Origin of the sequence: Thiobacillus sp. SCN 63-57 (assembly GCF_001725555.1) — a bacterium.
In the GTDB taxonomy this organism is placed as follows: Bacteria; Pseudomonadota; Gammaproteobacteria; order Burkholderiales; family Thiobacillaceae; genus Thiobacillus.
This window is the reverse complement of record NZ_MEGP01000015.1, coordinates 1-22,830: the sequence shown is the minus strand read 5'-3', so window position 1 is coordinate 22,830 and position 22,830 is coordinate 1. Positions and strand designations below refer to the sequence as shown.

The 22,830-nt window shown below is 64.3% G+C and carries 23 protein-coding genes; 12 read left to right on the top strand and 11 right to left on the bottom strand.

From position 1 onward, the window contains the following. Window positions 1-38: 38 nt before the first annotated feature. Window positions 39-596 (top strand): hypothetical protein, encoded by a 558-nt coding sequence (locus ABT23_RS07000; RefSeq protein WP_296633121.1) that lies wholly within the window; start codon window positions 39-41, stop codon window positions 594-596. A 3-nt stretch (window positions 597-599) separates the two neighbouring features. Here the strand turns inward: ABT23_RS07000 and ABT23_RS06995 are convergent, their stop codons facing one another. The 3 genes from ABT23_RS06995 to ABT23_RS06985 form a co-directional block, all read right to left on the bottom strand. Next, a complete protein-coding gene (locus tag ABT23_RS06995; protein WP_296633119.1) occupies window positions 600-1,142 on the bottom strand; it encodes a YaeQ family protein in 543 nt (180 codons plus the stop codon). A gap of 109 nt (window positions 1,143-1,251) precedes the next feature. Then, window positions 1,252-1,458: a cold-shock protein gene (locus ABT23_RS06990; protein ID WP_018507521.1), complete on the bottom strand. Its 207-nt coding sequence runs from the start codon at window positions 1,456-1,458 to the stop codon at window positions 1,252-1,254. Between the two features lie 151 nt (window positions 1,459-1,609). Continuing rightward, window positions 1,610-2,131, bottom strand: coding sequence for a TIGR02281 family clan AA aspartic protease (locus ABT23_RS06985; RefSeq protein ID WP_296633117.1), 522 nt, complete (start codon window positions 2,129-2,131; stop codon window positions 1,610-1,612). A 103-nt stretch (window positions 2,132-2,234) separates the two neighbouring features. Here ABT23_RS06985 and ABT23_RS06980 point away from each other — a divergent pair, with 103 nt between their 5' ends. Next, window positions 2,235-2,969 carry a M48 family metalloprotease gene (locus ABT23_RS06980; RefSeq protein WP_296633114.1) on the top strand — a complete coding sequence of 245 codons (735 nt, stop codon included), beginning with the start codon at window positions 2,235-2,237 and terminating at the stop codon, window positions 2,967-2,969. An 8-nt stretch (window positions 2,970-2,977) separates the two neighbouring features. Here ABT23_RS06980 and ABT23_RS06975 read toward each other — a convergent pair whose 3' ends face one another. The 3 genes from ABT23_RS06975 to ABT23_RS06965 all read right to left on the bottom strand — a co-directional run bounded on the left by ABT23_RS06975 (window position 2,978) and on the right by ABT23_RS06965 (window position 7,242). Continuing rightward, window positions 2,978-3,463 carry a YbaK/EbsC family protein gene (locus ABT23_RS06975; RefSeq protein ID WP_296633112.1) on the bottom strand — a complete coding sequence of 162 codons (486 nt, stop codon included), beginning with the start codon at window positions 3,461-3,463 and terminating at the stop codon, window positions 2,978-2,980. 66 nt (window positions 3,464-3,529) lie between these two features. After that, entirely contained in the window at window positions 3,530-5,971 is a 2,442-nt protein-coding gene (locus tag ABT23_RS06970; RefSeq protein WP_296633111.1) for an AAA family ATPase, read from the bottom strand. Between the two features lie 32 nt (window positions 5,972-6,003). Beyond that, window positions 6,004-7,242: a polysaccharide pyruvyl transferase family protein gene (locus tag ABT23_RS06965; protein WP_296633109.1), complete on the bottom strand. Its 1,239-nt coding sequence runs from the start codon at window positions 7,240-7,242 to the stop codon at window positions 6,004-6,006. A gap of 78 nt (window positions 7,243-7,320) precedes the next feature. Between ABT23_RS06965 and ABT23_RS06960 the strand changes: the two genes are divergently transcribed. From ABT23_RS06960 to ABT23_RS06950, 3 genes are all read left to right on the top strand, one after another. Continuing rightward, entirely contained in the window at window positions 7,321-8,481 is a 1,161-nt protein-coding gene (locus ABT23_RS06960; protein ID WP_296633106.1) for an MFS transporter, read from the top strand. A 54-nt stretch (window positions 8,482-8,535) separates the two neighbouring features. Continuing rightward, on the top strand, window positions 8,536-8,826 hold the full coding sequence (locus ABT23_RS06955) for a hypothetical protein (RefSeq protein WP_296633103.1): 291 nt from the start codon (window positions 8,536-8,538) through the stop codon (window positions 8,824-8,826). A 186-nt stretch (window positions 8,827-9,012) separates the two neighbouring features. After that, window positions 9,013-9,711, top strand: a complete 699-nt coding sequence (locus tag ABT23_RS06950) for an EAL domain-containing protein (RefSeq protein ID WP_296633101.1) — start codon at window positions 9,013-9,015, stop codon at window positions 9,709-9,711. An 18-nt stretch (window positions 9,712-9,729) separates the two neighbouring features. Here the strand turns inward: ABT23_RS06950 and ABT23_RS06945 are convergent, their stop codons facing one another. The 3 genes from ABT23_RS06945 to aroC all read right to left on the bottom strand — a co-directional run bounded on the left by ABT23_RS06945 (window position 9,730) and on the right by aroC (window position 14,144). Next, complete coding sequence (locus ABT23_RS06945) at window positions 9,730-11,454, bottom strand: adenylate/guanylate cyclase domain-containing protein (protein WP_296633097.1); 1,725 nt, start codon at window positions 11,452-11,454, stop codon at window positions 9,730-9,732. Between the two features lie 100 nt (window positions 11,455-11,554). Further along, on the bottom strand, window positions 11,555-13,030 hold the full coding sequence (locus ABT23_RS06940; protein ID WP_296633094.1) for a phosphatidylserine/phosphatidylglycerophosphate/cardiolipin synthase family protein: 1,476 nt from the start codon (window positions 13,028-13,030) through the stop codon (window positions 11,555-11,557). Window positions 13,031-13,043: 13 nt separating this feature from the next. Beyond that, the gene (gene aroC / locus ABT23_RS06935; protein WP_296633092.1) at window positions 13,044-14,144 is read right to left on the bottom strand and encodes a chorismate synthase; all 1,101 of its coding nucleotides are present in this window, start codon (window positions 14,142-14,144) and stop codon (window positions 13,044-13,046) included. 141 nt (window positions 14,145-14,285) lie between these two features. Here aroC and tal point away from each other — a divergent pair, with 141 nt between their 5' ends. Next, entirely contained in the window at window positions 14,286-15,365 is a 1,080-nt protein-coding gene (tal, locus tag ABT23_RS06930) for a transaldolase (RefSeq protein ID WP_296633089.1), read from the top strand. Between the two features lie 199 nt (window positions 15,366-15,564). Next, window positions 15,565-16,158, top strand: a complete 594-nt coding sequence (locus tag ABT23_RS06925) for a CBS domain-containing protein (RefSeq protein ID WP_296633086.1) — start codon at window positions 15,565-15,567, stop codon at window positions 16,156-16,158. A gap of 24 nt (window positions 16,159-16,182) precedes the next feature. Here ABT23_RS06925 and ABT23_RS06920 read toward each other — a convergent pair whose 3' ends face one another. Then, a complete protein-coding gene (locus ABT23_RS06920; RefSeq protein ID WP_296633082.1) occupies window positions 16,183-16,392 on the bottom strand; it encodes a hypothetical protein in 210 nt (69 codons plus the stop codon). A 342-nt stretch (window positions 16,393-16,734) separates the two neighbouring features. Between ABT23_RS06920 and ABT23_RS06915 the strand changes: the two genes are divergently transcribed. From ABT23_RS06915 to folE, 5 genes are all read left to right on the top strand, one after another. After that, entirely contained in the window at window positions 16,735-18,399 is a 1,665-nt protein-coding gene (locus tag ABT23_RS06915) for a thiamine pyrophosphate-binding protein (protein WP_296633079.1), read from the top strand. 212 nt (window positions 18,400-18,611) lie between these two features. Then, window positions 18,612-19,598: a TRAP transporter substrate-binding protein gene (locus tag ABT23_RS06910; RefSeq protein ID WP_296633076.1), complete on the top strand. Its 987-nt coding sequence runs from the start codon at window positions 18,612-18,614 to the stop codon at window positions 19,596-19,598. Between the two features lie 69 nt (window positions 19,599-19,667). Further along, the gene (locus ABT23_RS06905) at window positions 19,668-20,192 is read left to right on the top strand and encodes a TRAP transporter small permease (protein WP_296633075.1); all 525 of its coding nucleotides are present in this window, start codon (window positions 19,668-19,670) and stop codon (window positions 20,190-20,192) included. After that, window positions 20,189-21,469, top strand: a complete 1,281-nt coding sequence (locus tag ABT23_RS06900; protein ID WP_296633072.1) for a TRAP transporter large permease subunit — start codon at window positions 20,189-20,191, stop codon at window positions 21,467-21,469. The genes ABT23_RS06905 and ABT23_RS06900 overlap by 4 nt, the downstream gene beginning before the upstream one ends. 88 nt (window positions 21,470-21,557) lie before the next feature. Further along, window positions 21,558-22,112, top strand: a complete 555-nt coding sequence (gene folE, locus ABT23_RS06895) for a GTP cyclohydrolase I FolE (protein WP_296633067.1) — start codon at window positions 21,558-21,560, stop codon at window positions 22,110-22,112. A gap of 39 nt (window positions 22,113-22,151) precedes the next feature. On the opposite strand, the gene ABT23_RS06890 is transcribed toward folE, so the two are convergent. Next, window positions 22,152-22,830: methyl-accepting chemotaxis protein (locus ABT23_RS06890; RefSeq protein ID WP_296633064.1), on the bottom strand; the 679-nt coding region annotated here is incomplete at its 5' end.

The following is a 22,830-nucleotide window of genomic DNA, read 5'->3' as shown; positions in this document are numbered from 1 at the left end:
TATGCTTCGAAGGCATCGTTAATTTTGCGGATCGAATCATGCGCCTGCCCGCTTCGCCGTTTCGCTTCATCGCGGCCACCCTGTTCGCAGTCCTGGCCGGCTGCGCCACGCCGCAATACCAGACGACCGTCCGGCTGATCCCGCCAGCCGACGCGCAGGGCCGCGCCTGCGTGCAGAGCTGCGATGCCAAGAAAGCGACCTGCCAGAACGATTGCCAGACCCGCTACCAGACCTGCGTGAAAGCGCTCGAGCCCCAGGTTGAAGCACGCTATCTCGATGCGTTGAAAAAATACGAACTCGAGTTGAAGCAGTATGCGGCGGCGTTGCGGCACTATGAAATGCAGATGCAGTTCGACTGGATGAACCGCTATCCCTTCTACCCTTACTGGTGGGACCCGTGGCCGGGACCCTATTTCCCGCCGCCCTATCGCGAACCGGTAATGCCGACGCGCGAAGGCGTGCGCACGCAACTGGAAAAATCCGAGTGCAAGGCCGACTGCGGCTGCCTGCCGGCCTACGACACCTGTTTCGTCGGCTGCGGCGGCCAGCGCGTGACCGAGACGGTGTGCATCAAGAACTGTCCGCCCGCGAAATGAGGCTTATGCCGCCGCCTGAAGCGTAGCCAGCTTCACCGGTACGCTGGCGGTGTCGGTGTTGATCCAGATTTCGCCATCCTGCACCATGCATTGCAGGCGCATGCTGCGTGCGGCCAGTGCCGCCAGCGCCTGGCTGGTTTCGGCGGGCAGCTGCCACACGGTCAGATTGGCAAAGCGCGTGAGTTTGCCGGCGATCTGCTTCCACCACACGTCGCAACTGCTGCTGTAGCACAGCACCACGACCTGTTCGGCGCGACCGCACGCGCGGCGGATGCGCGCCTCGTCGGGCTGGCCGAGATCGATCCACAGTGTGATCTCGCCCACCAGGTTCTTCACCCACACTTCCGGCTCGTCGACATCGAACAGGCCCTTGGTGAAGGCGATGCCTTCCTGCGCATGCAGCGCGTAGGCCAGCACCCGCACCATCATGCGTTCGTCGGTTTCGGAAGGATGGCGTGCAATCGTCAGCGCATGGTCGCCGTAGACGTGGCGGTCCATGTCGGCAATCTGCAGGTCGGCTTTGTAGATGGTGGCTTTGAGCGCCATGGGGAGGTCTCGCTTGAAACGCAAAAATGCCCGAACGGCATCAATACCCAGAGGGCATAAATAAAAAAACCCCGGCGAACCGGGGTTTTTTCACATCAGGTCGAAAAGATTACGACATGACCTGGATGTTCGAAGCTTGCTTGCCCTTGGGGCCAGTCGTCACTTCGAAGCTGACTTTCTGGTTTTCCTGCAGGGACTTGAAGCCGCTGGAGTTGATTGCGGAGAAATGTGCAAAGAGGTCCTCGCCGCCGTTATCCGGAGTGATGAAGCCAAAACCTTTTGCATCGTTGAACCACTTAACAGTACCCGTTTCCATCTTGTTTCCTATCTATCTAAAAAAATTGAGCGACATGCTCCATCGATCGAATTTCAAGGAAAAAGGCTTACCAGAGGTACCGCAATTTAAAGCTTGAATCCAACAGATGGCGTATTGATAACACATAAGATTCAGATGTCCAAGATTTTTTTCATCCGCCGGCCAGCGGGCGCAACACCAGCGTGTCACCGCGTTGGGTGAATTCCAGGTGCTTCAGCACGCTCATGCCCAGCAATACCTGATCCTCCGCCATGCCGGGATTGAGGCTGGCCGGCACATTGCGCAGCACGAAGGGCCCGAAGGCCAGTGCGCCGATCCGGGTGGCACGGGTGGTTACCGTGCCGTTGGCGGTCATCGACTGCTGATATGCGCCGGCCTCGAGTCCGAGCTCACCCGCCAGATGGGCCGGCACCGATACCAGAGTGGCGCCGGTGTCGAGCAGGAAGCTGACCGGCCGGCCATTGATCGCCCCCGGAAAAACATAGTGTCCGTTGCTGCTGCGCTTCAGGACCAGTTCGGCACCCGGCGCGAGTTGCAGGTCGCGATTGGGGTGATCGCGTGCCTGCAGACTGTTCTCGAAATAGAGATAGAACATTCCCAGAACCAGCAGGCTGGCGACGAAGGCCATGCCGCGACCAAGCTGACGATGGGGATTAGGCTCGTTCTCTTGCATTCTGATTCATCGTGCTTGGTAGTTTCTTGCTGCAGGGCCATCAAGAATAGTCGCGTCAGGGCCGACTATATTCACAGAAGCGGCAATTGTGAAAGGGGAAGCGATGTTCACCCTGACAGATTCAGCATGGTCAGGCGTCAGATACGGCGTAGGTCTGAGCCTGCTTCTGTGCGCAAGTTTCCTTCATGCGCATGCCGCGCAGCCTGCCGCCGCAGTCTGGTTCCCGGATGCCCCGACTTTTCGCCACTATGCCTGGACCGACCCGCCCTGTCCCGGATGCTCGGACCTCGACCCGCAGCCCACCTGGACCCGCATGGCCCAACTCGCCGGCCTGTCCGACGTGCATTTCAAGCGTGCACCGGACGACAGCGAGGGCGATGCCTATTCCCTTGCGCCGAATGTCATCGTGTTGTCGCCTTCGGCGCAGAAGCTGCCATCCTGCCAACTGGCGTTTGTGATCGGACACGAAATCGTCCACATTGCACAGCGCCACTTCGACGAGGACGCCATCGCCCTATCCGTCTATTCCGGCAAGCCTCCCTACTGGACCCACGACGGCGATGACGCCATGCAGCTAGCCAATGGCGATTTCGGCTTGGCACTCAAGCTGTCCCCTTTGTGGAAACAACAGGAACGCGAAGCCGACTGGCTCGGTTCACTGCTGGCGGCGCAGGTCTGCGGCTGCAGTCTCGAAAAAGGCGCGCTGGCCTATTTCCACCCGGGCGACGGCGATGGGGGCGGCATTGCCGCTGCCCACCCGCCAGACACGGAACGCATCCGCCAACTCATACCCTTTACCGAATCGGCCCGGCGCCTGATGGCCCTGGCACCACGCTGAGACGGCAATCAAGAAACGTGCTGCATGCGCGGCTGGCTGAAGTGGCAGTGCGGCGCATCGCCGAAAATGTCGCGCAGGTAGCGGGTTTCGATGTGCAGCAGGCGTTCGTGGTCCCCGCCTTCCAGATAGACATCCGGCTGCGCCATCAGATCGTCGTCCCACACCATTTCCACGCCCCAGGCATTCGGCAGGCCCGGTACCACGCCGGGCTCGCATTCGCCGAACAGGCGGCTCACGCTGGCTTCGTCGGCCAGGCTGAATTCCACGCCGTGGTCGAGGCCCAGCCTGCCGAGATGGACTTCCTGATCGGCGGGGATCATCGCCACCATCTGGCAGCCGACGCCGTCGAGCAGCACGCCCTTGGCCACGCGGTTGGACGGAATCCCTGCCGCACGTGCCGTTTCGGCGCTGGTGTGCGTGTGCGGGTGCGCGACGATGTCGAATGGAATCATGTGCTCGTCGAGAAAGCGCGCCATGCGGTGAAGTGCGTTCATGATCGTCTCCTGGCAAAGAAATGAACGACTTTCACTATAGTTCAGACCCCGTCCGGCCGCTGGCGGCTAACGCCGCTGCGGACGGTCGGCAGCACGGAAATGCCGGCGTGGCGCCCGCGTATGCTCCTGCTGCTGGCAGGCGCGGCGAAACGCCAGCAACGCCTCCTGTGCCTGCCCCAACACGCTGTCGGAGGGATAGTGTCCCGCTGCGTTCGGCTCGCCCGCTGCCACCCCGGTCAGCAGCTCGATCCCTTCGGTCGCCAGCTGCGCCGTATGGATATGGAAACGCCCCCCGGCGACCGCCTCGACCACGCGCGGCGCCAGCATCAGATGGCGCCGGTTGCGCACGGGGATCAGCACGCCCTGGCTGCCGTCCAGGCCGGCGGTCTCGCAAACGGCGAACCAGCCCTCGATCTTTTCGTTGATGCCGCCCACCGGCAGCACCTCGCCGTGCTGGTTGACCGCACCGGTGACGGCGATGCCCTGTTTCAGCGGCAGGCCCGACAGCGCCGACAGCAGGGCATAGAGCTCGGCGCAGGAGGCGGAATCCCCTTCCACTTCGTGATATTGCTGTTCGAAGGCGATCGAGGCGTTGAGGGACAGCGGCGCCAGATGTGCGAACAGCGCAGCCAGGTAGGACTGCAGGATGAACACACCCTTGTCGTGGATCGGACCGGACAGTTCGACCTCGCGCTCGATGTTGAGCAGGCCGTCCTCGCCGGCATGGACGCGTGCCGACAGCCGCACCGGCAGGCCGAAGCGGTAATCGCCGAGGTCGATCTGGGTGAGGCCGTTGACCTGACCCAGGCGCTCGCCGTAGAGGTCGATCAGCACGTCGCCTTCGGCGATCTCCTCGCGCAGCCGCTGTTCGGGGTAATCGTGGCGCGCGGCATGCGCGGCGAGCGCCGTCTCGACATCCGCCGCTGTCACCTGACCCGGTCCGCGCGCACGGCAGATCGCCGCACTTTCCATCACCATCGCCTCGGTCCGCGCAAAGATCGCGCTCTCGCGTGCCTGGTCGCCCGCCTCGCGATGCGACTCCTCGAGCAGGCGCGCCACCGCCGCCGCCGAGAAGTGCGGCAGGCCATGTTCGCGGCAGACGTGGGCGACAAAAATCGCCGAGGCACGGCGGGTGGTGGCACTGGCCAGGAAGCTGTCGGCAAAATCCACCTTGGCGCGGAAATGGCGGGTGAACTCCGGCGCGGCCTCCTGCAGTTCGTAATACTGGTCGCGCGAGCCGATCAGCACGAGCTTGACTTCGACGTCGACCGCCTCCGGCACCAGCGATACTGCAGCGATCGGCGAGAACGACACGCCCGGCTCCTCGATCTGCAGCCGCCCGCTGCGCAGGAAGCGCCGCAGCTTCTCCCACACCAGCGGATCGGCCAGCACGTCGCGCAGATGCAGCATCAGAAAGCCGCCATGCGCCTGCAGCAGGCTGCCGGCGCGGATGCGCGAAAAGTCGGTCACCAGCACATCGTTTTCGGACTGGTATTCGATGCTGCCGAACAGCGCGCGGAACAGCGGGTTGTCCTCGACGATCACGGGCGCACCCGTCAGCCCGCCGTTGTCCACGACGAGGTTGACCCGGTAGCGCGCCAGCGCGGCCTGCAATTCCTCCTGCCGCCCTTCTTCGTCCTCGCCGCCATTGAACAGCTCCAGGTTGTCGAACAGGTCGCGTTCCAGCGCATCGAGCCAGGCGTTGAGCTTGGCGGCATCCTTGATCTGCTTCCTCAGCCCGTCACGGATCGCCTGCAGCTCGCGTTCGACCAGCGGCCTCACCACCTGCCGCCGCAGCGCCGCCAGCGCTTCGTTCATCGCGCGCTCCAGCGGCTGGGTCTTCTCGATGTAGCGGGCGATCTCGGCGCGCAGCTCCTGCTCGGCCTGCTCCACCGCCGCGCGGCGCGTCTTCGGCAGCGCCAGCACCTCGTCCTCCGTGAGCGCCTGCCCCTTCTTGCCGATGAGGGTGAACACCATGCGCCCGGCCTCGCGGTGCAGCGAAAAGCTGCGCGCCTCGGCAAACGCCGACAGCTCGGCATAGTGCCGCGCCACGTCGTCCTTCCAGGCCTTCTCGATGCGTTCGCTCTCGGTCTTGTAGTCCTGTCCGCCAAGCTGCAGCGGGATGTCGGCCTGCAGGTTCTTCACCGCCTGCGCCAGCAGCTGGCGCAGCAGCCGTCCTTCGCCGGCCGGCAAGCGCAGGGCCAGGGGGCGCTCGGGCGTGTCGAAGTTGTGCAGGTAACACAGGTCCGGCGGCACCTTCCGGTTCGCTGCGGCCTCGACCATCGCCTGCCGGAGCAGCGAGGAGCGGCCGCTGCCGACCTCGCCCAGCACGAACAGGTTGTAGTTGGGCTGGTCCATGCCGAGGCCGAAGCGGGCCGCCGCCTCGGCGCGCGCCTGGCCGATCCAGGGCAGGGCCTCGTCCGCCAGTTCGGCGGTGTCGGCGAACCCGAGCGTGGCGGGGTCGATGGTCAGGCGCAGGTCGGTGGGAGACAGCGGAACGGTCGGCATGGTGTGAAGGTCGTTTTTGTAGAGTTTCCGGATTATTGCGCAAGACCGCCTGGCCGGCCCGATCCGGATATCAGCAAGCCTGTCCACTGCGCCTGGCTGTGCAGATAACGCTCGCGCAGATGCGCCGCGTTGTCCCGCAGCACGCCAGCAGGCACGGCCAGCGCCTGCATCATTGCGCGTTCGAGCGCCTCGACCGTCACGCTGCGGCGGACCGCATCCGGCTCCCAGGTTTCGGCGAAGGCGGCGGTCTTGACCGGGCGCACGCCCTGCTGAGGCGGGATCAGGCTGACCCGCGGCAGGCCATGGGCCAGCGCGACGATCCGCCCGTGTAGGCTGCTGCCGACCGCGCCACGGCTGGCGGCGATCAGCGCGCAGATGTCCCACAGATGCAGCGATCCGAACAGGCACGCCGCGCCGGGCGGCAGCCGCTGCTGCAATTGTGCGTAGAGCTTTGCATCGTCGTGCCAGGGGGCCGCACCGGCCCGATAGAACACCAGCCCCAGCCCGGTCTCCACCGCCACCCCGGACAACTCCCGCGCCAGGGCATCCAGCGTGGCGTCGTCGCCGAAGTCGGCGCTGAACTGGACCGCCAGGTAGCCATCGGGAAAGGCCTCCCGCATCGCCTGTACTGCGCCCTGCCGCTGGTGCGCTGCAATCGTCTCGCCGAAACGGTCCGCCACCATCACGGCCGGATCGGGACACAGCGGGAAATCGAGGCCCTCTGCTCGCAGTGCGGCCTGCGTCAGATGGTCCCGCACGCTGACCCAGTCCGCCTGCCCGAGGGTTGTCTTCACCGCTTCGCGATGCGCAAGCGGCAGATGCCTCCAGTCCACGCCGCCCACGGCATTGAAGATCAAGGTCCCGCCCGGCGTCAGTAGTACCTCGCGTCCCGCCACATAGGGTGCGAGGCGTGGCGTGCCAAGCTGGCGGGCCGCCCATGCGGCAGCCGCAGCCGGGTCGCTGTCGTAGCGCGCGATCGCGCCTGCCGCCGCATCCGGATCGAGCAGCATGACTGCAGCCTGCCAGGCCGTGCAGGTCAACAGCTCGCCACCCGCATGGATCAGCCGGGCGGGCCGCGCCGCGCCCAGCGCGTTGACCCGGTGGCCGCCGAAGGCCTGCAGATCGCACTCGATCAGTCCCGCAAACGAGAAGGGCTGGCCGGGCAGCAGAGCCGTCAGCAGATGGGGAAACAGCAGGTCGCCGAAGTTGTGGCGGTCGAATGCGCCAAACAGGACCGGCGGGGCGCTGACAGGCGGGTTAGGGGTTTCCACGCTTCCTCGGGATTCGCACACGGCAGGATTTCCACTACATTCTAGGCAAACCCGACCGCGTCCCCGCAGCTGTCCCCGATGAAACCCGCCCGCCCGTCCTTCTTCGTCCTGATTTCGCTCATCGGCGGGCTGGCCATCCTGAGCTCCACGCTGTCGAAAACCCCGGTCCTGCCGCTGTTCGCCCACGCGCTCCACGCCACGCCGGCCGAAATCGGCTGGATCGTCATGGCCTCGACGATTCCGGGAATCCTCATCAGCTACCCCGCCGGCGCGCTGTCCGACCATCTCGGCTCGCGGCGCCTGCTGCTGGCCTCGCTGCTCGTGTTCGCCACTGCGCCCTTCCTGTATCTGCTGGTCGGCACCGCCGCGCAATTGATGGCCGTGCGCTTCTACCACGGCTTCGCCACCGCGATTTTCGGCACCGTGGCGAACGCGGCGATCGCCGAACGCTACACGACCGACCGCGCGGCCCGGCTCTCCACCTATTCCTCGGTCACCATCGTCGGGCGTTCGATCGCGCCCTTTCTGGGCGGCAGCCTGATCTCGCTGGCGAGTTTCCACGCCGTCTACCTCGCCTGCGCCGTCAGCGGCGTGCTGGCGCTGGGGGTCGGCCTGCTGCTCGCCGACCACACCCCGCAGCCGAAAAAGAAGCTCGAACTGCCGCATTTCTGGGCGAGCCTCGCCACCGTGCTGCGCGATCGCCGCATCATGCTGGTGAGCCTGACCGAGGCCGCGCAGTACCTGGTGTTCGGCGCCGTCGAGGCCTTCCTCGCGCTGTACGCGTCCTCGCTCGGCATCCCGGCGTGGGAAATCGGCGTCATCCTCGGCGTGCAGCTGGTCAGCATCGTGTTCGCCAAGCCGCTGATGGGCAAGGTGTCCGACCGCGTGGGGCGACGGCGCGTCATCCTGCCCGGCCTGCTGGTTGGCGCTACGAGCGTCGTGCTGCTGCCTGTAGCCCCCGGCTTCCTCACGCTGTCGCTGCTGAGCCTGGCGTTTGGCGTCGGCTTCGCCACCGTCACCTCGTCCACCTCCGCGCTCGTCGCCGACCTCACCCGCGACGGCCGTTACGGCTCGTCGATGGGCGTGCTGCGCACGGTGATGGACGTCGGCCAGTCGATCGGCCCGGTGCTCACCGGCTGGATGGTCGGCGTCGCCGGCTACGGCAGCGCCTTCGAGCTGCTGGCGGGGATCCTGGTTTGCGCCGCGCTGATGCTCGGGCTGCTGCTGCGCGACGCGTAAGACCGCGCCCGATCGGCTATAGTGAGGCAGCCCGTTTCTCACAAGGAGACTTCCATGCACATCCGACCCCTGCTCGCCGTCCTGGCTTTCGCCCCGCTATTCTTCTCGCTGCCGGCTGCAGCCGACTCGAACGCCAGCGCCCTGCTCGCCACCGCCCGGCACGACGCGGTCGCAGCCCAGGCCTGCCTCGCCCGCGCCAAAGGCGACCGCGTGGCCCAGATCAACTGCTGCTCCGGACACAAGGGCGTCTGCGGTTGCCGCGCCGGCAAGATCATCTGCTGCGACAACACGAGCAGCACCGAGCCGGGGTGTACATGTCATGGGGATGAGGGCGTCGTCGAGTAATCAAGCAACGCTGGCTGCGCAGCTCCAACGTCCAGGGCGAATCATGATCGAACCAAGAACGGCGATCAGTCGCGCAATCGCCTCATCCTTATTTCGGAGTATCTCGCGTTGAGTACAGAGAAAAACTATCGGGCACTCAGTTGTATCGAATGCGCCAACGGCGCAGGGCTAGACTTTGATTTCACCATGGCGTTCCAGCCGATCGTGAACACCACAACCCACGAGATCTTCGCCCAGGAGGCCCTGGTCCGCGGCCTGCAAAACGAGCCGGCCGGGCAGATCTTTGAGCACGTGAATGAAGCCAACCGCTACCGCTTCGACCAGGCCTGCCGCGTCAAGGCGATCGAGATCGCCAGCGAGCTCGGTGTCCCTTGCTTCCTCAGCATCAATTTCATGCCGAACGCCGTCTATCGCCCGGAGTTGTGCATCCGTACCACGCTCGAGGCTGCCGAGAGGTTCGGATTTCCAATCGAGCGCATCATTTTCGAGATCACCGAAGGCGAGAAGGTCGACGACCATGCCCACCTGCGCGAGATCGTGCAGCACTACCAGCAACGGGGCTTTCTGACCGCCATCGACGATTTCGGCGCCGGCTACTCAGGCCTGAACCTCCTGGCTGAAATCCAGACCGATCTGGTCAAACTCGACATGGCCTTGATCCGCAACATCGACCAGGACAAGGGGCGGCGGGCGATCGCTCGCGGCATCATCCAAGTGTGCAATGAGCTGGACGTCCGGGTGATTGCCGAGGGTATCGAAACCCGGGAAGAACTGGAGACCTTGCAAGGCTTCGGTGTCGAGTTGTTCCAAGGCTACTATTTTGCCAAGCCTGCATTCCGGGCCCTGGCATCTTTGTCGCAGCCGGGATTCGGTGCGGTCAAATGACGTGACCGGGGCGCACGCCTATTTACTCGCTGCCACCCAAACCCCATCCCACCCTGTCTCCGGCGGCGTCTGCCGGAACGCCGCAATACGCTCCAGCATGACCTGACTGGGCTGGTCGCCCGGCGCATTCGCCAGGCATACACGGAACGCCGCCTCGGCTGCCTCCCACTCCTGCGCGCGGTAGCGCGCGAGACCTTCTTCATACGCCTGCACCGCCTTGCGCGTGGTGTCGCTCGCCTCGGCAGCCAGCCCCAGCAGCTCGTACACCCGCACCGGCTCCAACTTGCCGGCGACGCGCAGGCTGTCGATCTCGCGGAAGGCCAGCGTGTCGCCTGCCAGGTCGCGCGTGCCCTCGCTGACCAGGATGCGCGTGCCGTAGAACTTGTTGGCCTGCTCCAGCCGTGACGCGAGATTCACGGTGTCACCGATGACGGTGTAGCCGCGCGAGGTCTCGGAGCCGATGTTGCCGACCGTCACGTCGCCGCTGGCGATGCCCATGCGCACGTTGACCTCGGGCAGGCCGTGGCAGACGCCGAAGAGGTCGGGCAGGCCCGTACGGAAGTCGTCCATCTTCTTCATCTGCTCGAGCGCGGCGAGGCAGCCAAGCCGTGCGTGGTCGGCGGCATCGGTGAAGGGTGGACCCCAGAAGGCCATGACCGAGTCGCCGATGTATTTGTCGACGATGCCCTGCCGGCCGCGGATCACCTCGGCCATCATCGAGAAGTAGCGGTTGAGGAAGCGCACCGCGGCATCCGGCGTGAGGCCTTCACACATGCGGGTGAAGCCGGCCAGGTCGGAGAAGAACACGGTCATCACCTGGCGCTCGCCCTTGTCGGCCGGGATGCGGCTTTCCAGCAGGCTCTTGACGATGCGTGGATCGACATACTGGCCGAAGGTTGTGCGGATACGCTCCTTCTCGCGTAGCCCGACCACCATGTGGTTGAAGGAGGTGGCGAGCGTGGCTAGTTCGTCGTGGGTCCGTACCAGAATTTCGACGTCGAGGTCGCCCGCTTCCACCGCGCGCGTGCCGCCCAAGAGGCGCTTGACCGGGTCGACCAGTGAGCGCGTGACGAACGCGGCGAAGATCAGCCCGAGCGCGGTGGCGATGGCGGTGACGATCCAGTTGAGGGTGGTGGCGCGCGCCTCCTCGGCCTTGGCCTGGCTAGCGGTGTCCTGGGTCAGCTTGTTGAGCAGGTCGATGGTCTTGCCGATCTCGACGTCGACGGCGTCCTTCTCGCGCAGCAGGGCGTCGCGCACGATTTTTTCCGAGCGCGGCGTCCCTTCCTGGGCCTCGATCTGAAACTGGCGAAAAGTCGCGTGGAAATGCTGGCGGGCGGTCTGGATGGATGGCAATTCCTTGCCCAGCACGGCAAGCGTGACGCGGTCGAGTTCGATGCCCTTTTCCGCCATCGCTTCGTTCAGCATGCGCAGCGAGGAATCGACGATCTGGTCGGCATTGATCCCGCGCATGTCGAAGGCGTTCGACTCCTTCGCGATGTATTCGGGATCGGGTTTGGCCGCCTCCATGCCCGCCATCACCCGCTCCATGCGCACCATCTGGTCGCGAATGAGGATTTCCACGCTCGCCACCTGCTGCTGCAGCGGCAGGTAGTAGTCGGAGAGTGCTCGCACCTGGTTGTTGAGCTGGCGGAAGTTGAGCACCGACAGCCAGGTGACGACGACCATCAGCGCCAGTAGCGCGGTGGTGATGCTGAATATCTTCAGGCTGATGGGAAGTTTCATGGGGCAAACCCTGGCGTACCGTCAATTCACTGGAATTCGAACCTTAGCGCAAGCCACGGATTCGGCAATGCCCCGGGTCTGATCCAGGCCAAGCGACCGCTCACAGCACGGGCTTGAGCGGCAGCAACTGCCACAAGCGCATCTGGCCGCGCTTGGTCAACGGGACGTACTGGTCAGGCTCGTCCGCCGCGTTCCAGCTGTTTTCAGGCTGCATGTCGGCTTCGATCAGGGCTTGCACCTGCCTTGCCAGCGCCGCATGGCGCACGACCACGCCGACCTCGGTGTTGAGGTTTTCCGAACGCGGATCGAGGTTGTAGGTCCCGATGTACGCGATCCGACCGTCCACCACCATGCTCTTGGCATGCAAGGCGAACACCGGCGGCGTGTCGGGCGGGTTCACCCGCGACATCAACATCTTCCGGTTGGCGGGATCGGGCTTGTATTCATGAATTTCCAGGCCCATTTTCAGCAGTTTCCTGCGTTGATTGCGATAGCCCGAGAATGCCGGGAAGTTGTCTGTGGACGCGAGCGAATTGGTCAGGATGCGCACCTTGACCCCGCGCGCGACGGCGGCCTTGAACAGCGCCAACGCCTTGTCGGACAGCACCAGATAAGGCGACTCGATGACCATCGATTCGCGCGCCGTCTCCACCAGCTGCGCCAGGGCCGCCGAGGTCTGGCCGCCCCCATTCAGCCGCCAGCGGTTGTCGTTCTTGCCGGGGATGTCGTGGATGAACTCGACCCGCCCCCACGCCAATTCGCGCGCCAGACGATCGAAGCTTTCCGGCGTCGCGTTGATCGCCTCGCGCACCTCGGGCGCAAGGTTCTCGGGCGAGCGGGCATAGTCATGCAAATCGTCGAACACCTGCTGCACCTCGGCGTCGTCGACATGCACATTTTTCTTCATCAGGCCCCAGCCGTCATAGCGCGACGCCACGGGCACCGCGAGCGGGCTGTCCCAGAAGGCGGCGAAGCTCGCCTGCATGGTCTTGACCGCCGCACCCAGCAGCAGCGCATCGCGGTCGCGAAAATTGTAGGCGTGGTCGTAATTGAAATATTCGTCCGCCATGTTGCGGCCGCCGGTGATCGCCACCTTTCCATCCACGATGAAGGTCTTGTCGTGCATGCGCTGGTTCGCCCCGCGGAAATCCGTCAGCACGTTGAGCGCGCGCTTGTAGAACGGCGTGCCGACATGATGCACGGGGTTGTAGATGCGAATCTCGATATTGGGATGCCTGGCCAGGGCCAACAGCGTCTTGTCGGGCACGTCGATCAGCATGTCATCGACGATGACGCGCACCTTGACGCCGCGATCCGCTGCGCGCAGCAGCGCTTCGGCAGCCAGGATGCCGATGTTGTCGGTGCTCCAGATGAAATACTGCACCTCGATCGAGCGCTCGGCGTGGTCGGCGAGCCAGGCACGCGCCAGCAGCGCCTCCTCGCCGGTATCGAGGACGTAGGCACCGGTCGCGCCCGGATGCGCGGCGATCTGGGCATCGACGACGGCGAGCGATGCGGCCTCGGCGGGGCCGAACGCGATCCAGAACAGCAGCGCGAGAATGAGGCGCTGCATCATGCGGACGGTACGGTCAGCCCGCCCGGCCCGGCACCACCGGCGTGCCGCTGGCCACGTCACCGCATTGCGCGCGATGGCGCAGTGCGTGATCCATCAGCACGATCGCCATCAGCGCCTCGGCGATCGGGGTGGCGCGGATGCCGACGCAGGGATCGTGGCGGCCGTGGGTGACGACCTCGATCGGCTGGCCGTGCAGGTCGACCGAGCGGCCAGGAAGGCGCATCGACGAGGTGGGTTTGATCGCAATGTGCGCGACGACGGTCTGGCCGGACGAGATGCCGCCGAGCACGCCGCCGGCGTGGTTGGAGAGGAAGCCTGCGGGCGTGATCTCGTCGCGGTGTTCGGTGCCCAGTTGCCGCGCCGCCTCCATGCCGTCGCCGATCTCCACACCCTTGACAGCGTTGAGGCCCATCAGCGCGTGGGCGAGATCGGCATCGAGCTTGTCGTAGAGCGGCTCGCCCCAGCCGGGCGGCACGTTCTCGGCCATCACGCTGATCCTGGCGCCGACCGAGTCGCCCGACTTCCTGAGCGCGTCCATGTATTCCTCGAGCTTGGGCACGATGGCGGCACTGGGCGCGAAGAAGGCATTGTTGCCGATCTCGTCCCATGATTCGAAGGGCACGTCGATCGGGCCCAGCGCGCTCATGTAGCCGCGGATGACGATGCCGTATTTTTCAGCCAGCCATTTCTTGGCGATGGCGCCGGCGCCGACGATGGGCGCGGTCAAGCGTGCCGACGAGCGGCCGCCGCCGCGCGGGTCGCGGAAACCGTATTTCTGCGTATAGGTGTAGTCGGCATGGCCCGGGCGGAAGGTCTCGGCGATGTTGCCGTAGTCCTTGCTGCGCTGGTCCTCGTTGCGGATCAGCAACGCGATCGGCGTGCCTGTCGTCTTCCCTTCATACAAACCGGAGAGAATCTCGACGGTATCGGATTCGCGGCGCTGGGTGACGTGGCGCGAGGTGCCGGGCTTGCGGCGGTCGAGGTCGTGCTGGATGTCGGCTTCGGCAAGCGCCATGCCGGGCGGACAGCCGTCGACCACGCAGCCGATGGCAGGGCCATGCGATTCGCCGAACACGGTGACACAGAACAGTTTGCCGAGTGTGCTGCCAGACATGGAATTTAGCCGGAAAAAAGCCGAAAGAATGCGCCGGAGTCTAGCACAGGCGCGGCTTCTGGCACGGATCGACCCGGTCCGTTGAACTTGCCGTCATGCACATGTTCTATCCTGAACATCTCACTCATGCGAGGACCGCCCATGAACACCACGCAACACGTCACCACCCTCGGCCAGAGCCTCTGGCTGGACAACCTGTCGCGCAGCCTGCTCCATGACGGCACGCTGGCCAGGCTGATCGCCGAGGACGGCGTCTCGGGCGTAACCTCGAATCCGTCGATCTTCCAGAACGCCCTGGCCACCAGTCCCTACTACGCCGACGACCTGGCACGGTTGAAAGCCGGCGAACCGGATGTCGAGCGGCGCTACGAGGCGCTGGTCATCCCCGACATCCAAGCTGCCTGCGATCTGCTGCTGCCCACCCATGAAGCCAGCGGCGGCAACGACGGCTACGTCAGCCTGGAAGTCGCGCCGCGCTGGGCCTACGACTCGACGCGCACGGTGGAAGAGGCGCAACGCCTGTCCGCCGCCGTGAACCGCCGCAACCTGCTCATCAAGGTGCCGGGCACGCCCGAAGGCGTCAGCGCATTCGAAGCGCTGACCACGCTCGGCATCAACGTCAACGTGACCCTGCTGTTCTCGATAGCCCAGACCGAGGCGGTCTTCCATGCCTATATCCGCGGCCTCAGCGCACGCGTGCAAGCCGGCGCCGACGTGCGCCGCAGCAAGGCGGTGGCCAGCCTGTTCCTGTCGCGCGTCGATACGCTGGTCGACACGCAATTGACCGCCATCGGCACCCAGGCGGCGCTGTCGCTGCGCGGCAAGGCCGCGGTGGCGATGGCCAAGCTCGCGTATCAACGCTATCTGCGGATTTTTCATGGCGAGGCCTTCGCCACGCTGGCGCAGCAGGGCGCCACACCGCAGTACCTGCTGTGGGCGAGCACCGGCGTGAAGAATCCGGACTACCGCGACCTGCTGTATGTCGAGCCGCTGATCGGCCCGGAAACCATCAATACCCTGCCCGACAAGACGCTCGCCGCACTGCGCGACCACGGCGATCCGGTGCCGCGTGTGGCGCAAGGCGTCGCTGAAGCCGAGGCACAGCTGGCGGAACTGGCCCGCCTGGGCCTCGACATGGATGCCGTCGGCAATACCCTGCAGGACGACGGCGTCAAATTGTTCGAGGCCGCATTCCAGAAGCTGCTGTTGCAGGCCGGCTAGGTTCGCCTGCAACCCGATTCGGATGCCTTGAAAAGCCGGCATTGCGCCACGCCCTGTCGCGGATCGAGCAAGAACCATTTATGTCCGACTAAAAAATCTTGAATGGACAGCGGGCACGCCGAGGAACAGGATGGTTACTTCCAGCCGCATGCAAGGCGTGCGCGCCTGGAGTCCAGAAAACGATGCAAGGAGATCCGACATGACCCTGACCTACACCCGCCTGCCCGCCCGCAATCTCGACAAGAGCGCCGGCCTGCTGCGCCCTGCCTGCATCCTGCCCGAGCGGGTTGAGCTGGATAACCCGGCGCTCGACGTCATGACCGACTTTCGTCGCCTGACGGCCTTCATCGCTACGCCCGGCGACACCATCAAGCAGGCGGAAGAGCGCATGATCCGCCGCAAGGTGCGCCTGCTGTTCGTCATGGACAGCCAGGACCGCGTCGCCGGCCTGGTGACCCGCACCGACATCCACGGCGAGAAGCCCATGCAGGTCGTGCAAAGCCGCGGCATCCGCCGCGACGAAGTGCTGGTGGCCGACATCATGACGCCGGTGGAACGGCTGGAAGCGGTCGACTACGACGACATCGCCCATGCCCGCGTCGGCCACGTGCTGGAAACGCTTAAGGCACGCGGTCGGCAGCATGCCCTGGTGATCGAGCACACCGGCGGCCGACAAATGGTGCGCGGCCTGCTGTCGCTGTCGCAGTTGTGCAAACAGCTGGGGGTCAACGTCGAAACCACCGAAGTGGCCAATACCTTCATCGAGATCGAGCAGCACCTGGCGCACGCCTGAATCATCCGCCCGCTTCCGTCTTCTTCAGGTGGAAGCGGGCGGGTTGCCGAGCACGCGGTAGGTGCTCTGCACGAATCTGCTTTCATAGGTCCGGGTCCGGACGTGCTCGAGAGGGATATCCTGCGATACCGGGCTGAACACGACCACCCTGCGTCCGGGATAGGGACATTCCCCGAACGTCAGCGCTGTTTCGAAGGTATTGCGCCCCATCGCCAGCGCGTCGATGCCCGCCATGAAGTCGGCATAGCCATGGTCGTCGGTCGAATCGGTGGCGCCGATCAGCCAGTCGAGATTGCCGTCCGGTCGGGCAATGAATCCATCCAGGCTGGTGGCGATGAAGACGGAAAACCGGATGCTCGCGACTGTTTCTCCTCATGAAAACGATGCATGGCGGCATGCGCATAGGCCGGCAGCATACGTCACCATTTTGCCGCCGCACGGCCAAAGACCTCATGGGCAGGGCGGTTTTACGACGCCGTCAAGGTTTTCCCGCACGGCGTCTTGTGCTCAAATCCGGTACTCCGGATGCGTCGACGCGCGTCGGAGGCGCGAGATTGCCCATCCCATAACAAGCACATGAACATTTCCGTCAGCGAACTGATCGTCCGGTATCTGGAACGCCTGGGCATCGACCACATCTTCGGCATGCCGGGTGCGCACGTGCTGCCCATCTACGACCGCCTGCACGATTCGGGCGTGAAGAGCGTGCTGGTCAAGCACGAGCAGGGTGCGGCCTTCATGGCGGGCGGCTACGCACGGATCTCGCATCAGCCCGCGGCCTGCATCGCCACGGCGGGCCCCGGCGCGACCAATCTGCTGACCGGCATCGCCAACGCCTATGCCGAACGGCTTCCGGTGCTGGCGATCACCGGCGAGACCTCCACCTACATCTTCGGCCGCGGCGGCCTGCAGGAAAGCTCGGGGGAAGGCGGTGCCATCGACCAGGGCGCGCTGTTCGCCAGCGTCACCCGCTACCACAAGCTCATCGAACGCACCGACTATCTGGGCCAGGTGCTGAACCAGGCTGCACAGGCGCTGCTTGGACGTGAACCCGGGCCGGTGCTGCTGTCGATCCCCTACAACGTGCAGAAGGAGAGCGTCGACGACAGCGTGCTCGACCAGATCCACTTTCCGCGCAAGGCCGCCGTCCGGCACACAGCCTCGATCGCCGAACTCGCCGAGCTGCTGCGCGCCGCGCACACCCCGGTCATCGTCGCCGGCTACGGCTGCATCCAGGCAGGGGCACGCGACGTCGTCGCTGCCCTGGCGACACAATTCAACATTCCGGTCACCACCAGCCTCAAGGCCAAGGGCGTGGTCGCCGAGGGCTCGCCCCTGTCGCTCGGCTGTCTCGGCGTCACGTCCAACGGCGATGCCTATCGCTACCTCGTCGATCACGCCGATCTGCTGGTCTTCCTCGGCGCCAGCTTCAACGAACGCACCAGCTATCTGTGGGACGCCAAATTGCTGGGCGGCAAGAAAATTGCCCAGGTCGACCGCGACGCGGCGCAACTCGGCCGCGTGTTCCAGCCCGACGTGGCGATCTGCGGCGACATCCGCGCCGTGGCGGAAGACCTCCTCGCCACCCTCCGGGCCGACGCCATGCCGCCCAAGACGGTGGATCGTCTCGATGGCCATCGGCGCGCCACCGTCCTGACGGCCGATGAACCCGACGCGGCATCGGCTCAGTCCTTCCGCCTGATGCAGGGGTTCTTCAGCCGGCTCGCGCGGCACTTCCCGCACAACGCCCTGGTGTTCGACGACAACATCGTCTTCGCGCAGAGCTACTTCGACGTCTCCGACCGCAACCACTACTTCCCCAATTCCGGTATTTCGTCGCTGGGCCACGCGATCCCCGCCGCCATCGGCGCGCGCTGCTTTGCGAAAGACAGCCCCACCTTCGCCATCCTCGGTGACGGCGGCTTCCAGATGTGCTGCATGGAAATGATGACTGCGGTGAACTACGGCATCCCGCTCAACGTGGTGGTGATCAACAACGGCACGCTCTCGCTCATCCGCAAGAACCAATTCCAGCTCTATGGCGAGCGCTACATCGACTGCGACTTCACCAACCCCGATTTCGGCCTGCTCGCGCAATCGTTCGGAGTCAATCATTACCGCATCGAAAGCGAGGCCGCGCTCGACGCCCTGTTCGCAAACGCCGACCTGACCGGCACGATCAACCTCATCGAGATCCTGCTCGACAAACATGCCTTTCCACGCTACCTGTCGGCTCGCTAACCCTGACGAACAGATCGGCGCAACCGCCGCCATCATGCCGTTCAGCGCCGGGCGGATGACGGGGCGCTCGACGTCGAAACCATGGCGACACCGGAGGCGGCCCGCCGCACACGCCTGACCTGTCACACCCATCTCCTACCCGCTCGGCGGATTTGCGCTATAAATACCAACTATGGGCACCCGAACCGATCATTAAAAACAGGGAGAGCATCATGTCATTGTCACTGCGTTTCCTGGCCATCGCGGCCGCGTTTCTCATCGCACATACAGCCAGTGCAGCCCCCATCGTCATCAAGTATTCCCACGTCGTGGCCGACCAGTCACCCAAGGGGCAGGCCGCACTGAAATTCAAGGAACTGGCCGAGAAGAAGTTTCCAGGCGTGGTCGAAGTACAGGTCTTCCCGAACAGCCAGCTCTACGGCGACGGCAAGGAGATGGAAGCCCTGCTGCTCGGGGACGTGCAGATCATCGCGCCCTCGCTGGCCAAATTCGGCAAATACACCAAGAAACTGCAGGTCTTCGATCTGCCTTTCCTGTTCGACAACATCCAGGCGGTCGACCGCTTCCAGGATGGCCCGGTGGGCCAGGCGCTGCTGAACTCCATGACGGATAAAGGCATCAAGGGCCTCGGTTACCTGCACAACGGCATGAAGCAGCTGTCGGCCAACAAGCCGCTGCGCACACCCGCGGATGCGAAAGGCCTGAAATTCCGGATCCAGAGCTCGGACGTGCTCGAAGCGCAATTCAAGGCCGTCGGCGCCAACCCGCAGAAACTCGCCTTCGCCGAGGTCTACCAGGCACTGCAATCGGGCGTGGTGGATGGCACCGAAAACCCGTGGTCGAACACCTACACCAAGAAATTCCACGAGGTCCAGAAATACATCATGGAATCCGACCATGGCGTGCTCGACTACATGGTCGTCACCAACGCGGGCTGGTGGAACGGCTTGCCCCCGAACATCCGCAAAGGCTTGAACGAGGCGATGGTCGAGTCGATCAAATACGGCAACAAGATCGCCTTTGACGAAGCCGCCAATTTCCGCCAGAAAGTGATCGACGACAAGAAGGCCGAAGTGTTGCCCATGACCCGGGCCGAACTCAACCAGTGGCGCAAGGCCATGGCCCCGGTGTGGAAACAGTTCGAGCCTGAGATCGGCCGCGACGTCATCGACGCCGCACTCAAGGCCAACGAGCGCTAAGGCTGTGGGGCCGGCCCGACGGCCTCTTTTTCAGGGCCTGCATTGTTGGGCAGGCCCGGCGGGCACTCTATGAAGATTCTCGACCGCATCGAGGAACTGATCGTCATCGTCATGCTTGCGCTGATGACGCTGCTGACCTTCCTGCAGGTGGTCATGCGCTATGGATTCAATTCCGGTTTCCCGTGGGCGCTGGAACTGTCCACGGTGTTTTTCGCTGCCATGATTTTTGTCGGCATCTCGTATGGCGTGCGGACGGGCGCGCACATCGGCGTCGACGCGTTGATCAAGCGCTTTCCTCCCGGATTGCGCCGCGCGATATCCATCGTCGTCGTCTTGCTATGCCTGCTCTATGCCGGCCTCGTGATCTACGGCTCGTGGGTCTACGTCAGCAAGATGAAGCTTATCGGCATCGAGATGGAAGACCTGCCCATCCCCATCTGGATCGTACGGTCCATCCTGCCCATCGGCTACCTGCTGCTGGTGCTAAGGCTCGGGCAGGTCCTGTGGGCACTGATCACCGGCCGGTCCGACCGGCTGCACCTCGGCAACGAAGCAGACGACGCGCTCAGGCTCAAAAGCGGGGATGCCCCATGAGCACCGCATTCCTCTTCGTTTCGCTCTTCCTCCTGATGGCGCTAGGCATGCCGGTGGCCATTTCCCTGGGCCTGTCCAGCATGCTGACGATCCTGTTCTTCGCCGAAGATTCGCTGGCCAGCCTGTCGATCAAGCTGTATGAGACCAGCGAGCACTACACGCTGATGTCGATCCCGTTTTTCATCCTGGCCGGCACCATGATGAGCACCGGCGGCGTGGCCAAGCGCATGGTGCGCTTTGCGGTGGCGGCCGTCGGCCATCTGCGCGGCGGACTGGCCATTGCCAGCGTGCTGGCCTGCACGCTGTTTGCCGCGGTGTCCGGATCGAGTCCGGCCACCGTGGTGGCGATCGGCTCCATCGTGATCGCCGGCATGGTCAGGAGCGGCTACCCGAAGGCCTTTGCCGCCGGGGTGATCTGCAACGCGGGAACGCTGGGCATCCTCATCCCGCCATCCATCGTGATGGTGGTCTATGCCTCGGTCACCGAGCTCTCGGTCGGGCGCATGTTCATGGCCGGCATCCTCCCCGGCCTGCTGCTGTCCAGCATGCTGGCGGCGGCGGTCTGGTGGCGTGCCGGCAAGCTGACGCTCACGCGCACCGAGCGCGCCAGTTCGCGCGAATTGCTGATCGCATTCAAGGACTCGATCTGGGGCCTGGCCCTGCTGGTCATCATCATGGGCGGCATCTACGGCGGCGTGTTCACGCCGACCGAGGCGGCGGCCGTCGCCGCCGTGTACGCCACGTTCATCGCAATCTTCGTCTATCGCGACATCGGCGTACGCCAACTGCCCGAAGTGCTGATGGAATCCGGCAAGACAACCGTGATGCTGATGTTCATCGTCGCCAATGCCCTGTTGTTTGCCCACGTACTGACGACCGAACGCATCCCGCAGACCATCGCGGAACACATCGTCGCCGCCGGCATGGCCCCGTGGATGTTCCTGCTGGTGGTCAACCTCATCCTTCTGGTCGCGGGCAATTTCATGGAGCCCACCGGCATCATCCTGATTCTGGCGCCGATCTTCTTTCCGATCGCCACTCACCTCGGCATCGATCCGATTCACCTCGGCATCATCATGGTCGTCAACATGGAGATCGGGATGATCACGCCGCCGGTGGGATTGAACCTGTTCGTCACCAGCGGCATCACCGGCATGAGCCTGGTGCAGGTCACGCGGGCTGCGCTGCCGTGGTTGTCGGTCCTGCTCGTCTTCCTGATGATGGTGACCTACATCCCGCAAATCAGCCTGGTATTGCCGCAGCTGGTTTTCGATTGAAGGATCCACGCAAGCGCTGCCGGCTTGACGATGCCAGGTCGCTCTGACACAGTCGGAGCACTTCTTTGACCCCCTCAGGACATCAGCAATGGATACCGCCAAGCTGTACGCACAACTCATCCAGAGCGCAGGCGAGGACATCTCGCGCGACGGATTACTGAAAACCCCCGAGCGCGCCGCCGCTGCGTTCAAGTTCCTGACGCAGGGCTATACACAGTCGCTGGACGAGGTTCTCAACGATGCCGTGTTCGATTCGGACAACAACGAAATGGTCATCGTCAAGGACATCGAGCTGTATTCGATGTGCGAGCACCACCTGCTGCCATTCGTCGGCAAGGCCCATGTGGCCTATCTGCCGAAAGGCAAGGTGATCGGCCTGTCGAAGATCGCGCGCATCACCGACATGTTCGCGCGCCGCCTGCAGATCCAGGAGCAACTCACCACCCAGATCGCCGACGCCATCCAGGCCGCCACCGGCGCGGCCGGCGTCGGCGTCATCATCGAGGCCCAGCATTTCTGCATGATGATGCGCGGCGTGCAGAAACAGAATTCGTGGACCATCACCTCGATGATGCTGGGTGCCTTCCGCGACAACGACCGTACCCGGCAGGAATTCCTCCAGCTCGTCGCCAAATCGCATTAGGCACACAGCCCGAAGGATTTGACCGGCCGACGACACGGCTCAGCCCATGCCACCCGCCTGTTTCTCCGACCGTCCAACCAGCGCCAGCCTGGGTTTGCCTTGTGCTTTTCCTAAGGCAGCGATGACGTCCCGGGAAATTTGCGATGCCCCATCCGGATCGCGCGACACCGGAAGCTCGGAACGCACGCTGTAGGCACCGCTCTCCAGCTTGAACACGCTCACCGCCTCGGCCAGCTTGCCCGCCTGATCCTGCAGGCTCTCGGCCGCAGCCGCAGCCTCTTCGACCAGGGCCGCGTTCTGCTGCGTCATCTCGTCCATCTGGCCGACGGCCTGGTTGACCTGCTCGATCCCGGCGCTCTGTTCCTGGCTCGCTGCCGCAATCTCGCTCATGATGTCGGTGACCCGCTTGACCGAGGTGACGATCTCGTCCATGGTCTTGCCGGCTTCGTCCACCAGCTTGCCGCCGGCGTCAACCTTGCCAACCGAGTCCTCGATCAGGGACTTGATCTCCTTGGCGGCACCAGCGCTGCGCTGGGCGAGGTTCCTGACTTCGCTGGCGACGACTGCAAAACCGCGGCCCTGTTCGCCCGCACGCGCGGCTTCGACCGCTGCGTTGAGCGCGAGGATGTTGGTCTGGAAGGCGATGCCGTCGATGACGCCGATGATGTCGGAGATCTTCCGCGAGCTGTCCTTGATGGAGGCCATGGTGTCGACGACC